1 protein-coding gene is annotated in these 2,548 nt (G+C 47.6%); it reads right to left on the minus strand.

Going from position 1 to position 2,548, the window contains the following annotated elements; all coding sequences use genetic code 11:
* Positions 1–1,697: 1,697 nt before the first annotated feature.
* Positions 1,698–2,453: a hypothetical protein gene (locus tag KDK17_RS07935; protein ID WP_257287785.1), complete on the minus strand. Its 756-nt coding sequence runs from the start codon at positions 2,451–2,453 to the stop codon at positions 1,698–1,700.
* Positions 2,454–2,548: the final 95 nt, after the last annotated feature.

Consider the following 2,548-nt stretch of genomic DNA (forward strand, 5'->3'; position numbering starts at 1 on the left):
GGTTTGAACAGCACGCTCTGGAATGCCGGTGATGCAACACAGCTGCCGATGCTCAAAGGCGTTAACACCCCCTACCGTGACCTTGTCCGAATTAATGGCACCCAACAGGCAAACAACCAGTTTCCCACCGTCCTGAATGAGTTTGCCGATCCTGGTGGTGACGCAGATGCTACCTCTTTCAATCGTACTATCTGGAACGGATGGGATGGCTATTTACCCTTTCCAAAAGTTTTCTCCAAACAACAAACACTACTGGCTGGAATTGATTGCACACCAGGGGGATTTGACTGCGGCCAGGAAAGACCTCCTCAATTAATCCATGAAATTGCAATGGATCAAAACAGGTTGCCGGCGCGTGCTGCACCAACACCCACAGTGCGTCCCTCAACCAGTCAACTCACCACTGCTTCTACAACCATTCCTGCAACCTCCACTCCTGCAACCTCTATTTCTACACTCCCCCCCATAACGGTACCATGCGATTCTCTTAAAGATCAGGCGACAGGGGTTCTTCAGCGGCTAAACCAATATAGAGACCTTGTTAGAGGACGACACTGCATTGTTCTCAGCACCAACTCGTCAGAGAGTTTAAGTAAGTTTCTCAATGAGATTCCAGAGAACATCGTTATTTTGTTCTCTTCCGAAACGACTTCTGGCGCAACGCTTTCTCAATCCGTTACCCCCGCATCAGGTAAAATCCCGGTTAAGTATTTAATTGACAGTGAAATAGTTTTGAAGGATGGACAGGACATTATCGGGGCTCCAAATGAAGGTTACGAAATCGTCATATCGCCTGATGCAACTTATACAGATTTATATATGATCACCCTTGGATCCTTTAACGAATTTAGTTTCAGTGAAACAAAAGACAACTATATAAGACACATTAATTTCCAGCCAACTGCACCTAATGGCCGCAAACCAATTAGCACTATTATTTCAGCACGCTGTACTAACCGGAGACTGTTTGTAGAAAACAACGTATTCAATCTCAATTGCCAGGACGGAGTCAGAATTGATTGCAGACTACCTCTGGATGCATCTGTCAGTGCTTTGCGCCCCGGGCCGGGCCTGATGTTCGCCAATAACATGGTCACCGGTGATACCATCGGTTCATGGCACCGCGACTATATTGCTGATGGAGGGCTATTTATTAAACTTCCCGCCATCAAAAGCCAGTTTCTCAGGATTGCGATTAACGGGAACATATTCCAGGGCAAGATGGGGTGGGCGGCTGAGTTACATATTGGGCCGGGAAGCAGTATCGACATCTTTAGAAACACGATCGACATTGACAATACAGGCCAAATTTTGTGGGAAACTGTGTCGCCGGGATATAAAAAAGAAAAGTTTGGTTTCTCTCTTGTCGGTCATTCGGATACCAATGAAGAACCCCCTTATTATGCACTCGCGGGCAATCAGGTCCGGGTAAAAAATACAGCTATAAATATCAAAGGAATCGTTACGCTGGTTCTCGCTTGCAACCACTTTCAGGCAGTCAAACTCTGGCGACAAGAGCAACTTGAATACAGCATTAAAGCCGCAAATCGATTACCATTTGTAGGTGAGTGCGAAAGATACGTGAATTCAAGCGTGGCAATTACCGACCCACGTACACTTACCCTGAATATCTGGACACCCATCGGGAATTCCACAGCCAGTGCTTTAAGTGGACTGACCAACTTCGAGGGTCAATTCTACTTTAACTCGTCTGTCTGGCTGACAGTCGATTCGCCCTCTGTTTCTCGTTCTAGCCAGACCTTCACTTCATCAGCACAGCCTCCAACCAGCGAATTGATCACCACTTCTGTAGCCAGCACTTCAACCAGTTCAGTGTCACCTTCTGGAGTTACATCTCTTGACCTATCGTCATCAGCAAAGCCTTCAACCAGTGAATTGAGCACGGCCTCTTTAGCCCGAACTTCATCCAGTTCGATGCCACTTTCTGAAGTTTCATCCACTGTCCTATCGTCATCAGCACCGCCTTCAACCCGTGAATTGAGCACGGCTTCTATAGCACGTACTTCATCCGGTTCGGCGTCACCTTCTGAAGTGTCATCTGCTGCCCCATCGTCATCAGCGCAGCCTTCAACCCGTGAATTGAGCACGACTTCTATAGCACGTACTTCATCCGGTTCGGTGCCACCTTCTGAAGTTTTATCTGTTGCCTTATCGTCATCAGCGCAGCCTTCAGGCAGCGAATTGAGTACGGCTTCTGTAGCCCGAACTTCATCCGGTTCGGCGACACCTTCTGGAGTTTCATCCGTTGTCCCATCGTCATCAGCACAGCCTTCAACCAAGGAATTGATCACGGCTGCTGCAATCAAAGCCTTAGCTGATTCGGAATCACCATCAGACACTTCATCCGCTTTTGAAATATCATCCACAACAAACACACGGCAAACTAAATATTCATCGTCGTTTATATCCTCGTCTAACAGAACATCCCCCACAACTCATTCACCCAGTCTGTCTGGTAACTGCCAACCCCCGGAAGGCACACCGCTCTTTCAAACCTATGACCCGGAAAACCAGCGGATATACGTCG

Source organism: Endozoicomonas sp. SESOKO2 (genome assembly GCF_024606245.1).
Taxonomy (GTDB): domain Bacteria; phylum Pseudomonadota; class Gammaproteobacteria; order Pseudomonadales; family Endozoicomonadaceae; genus Endozoicomonas_A.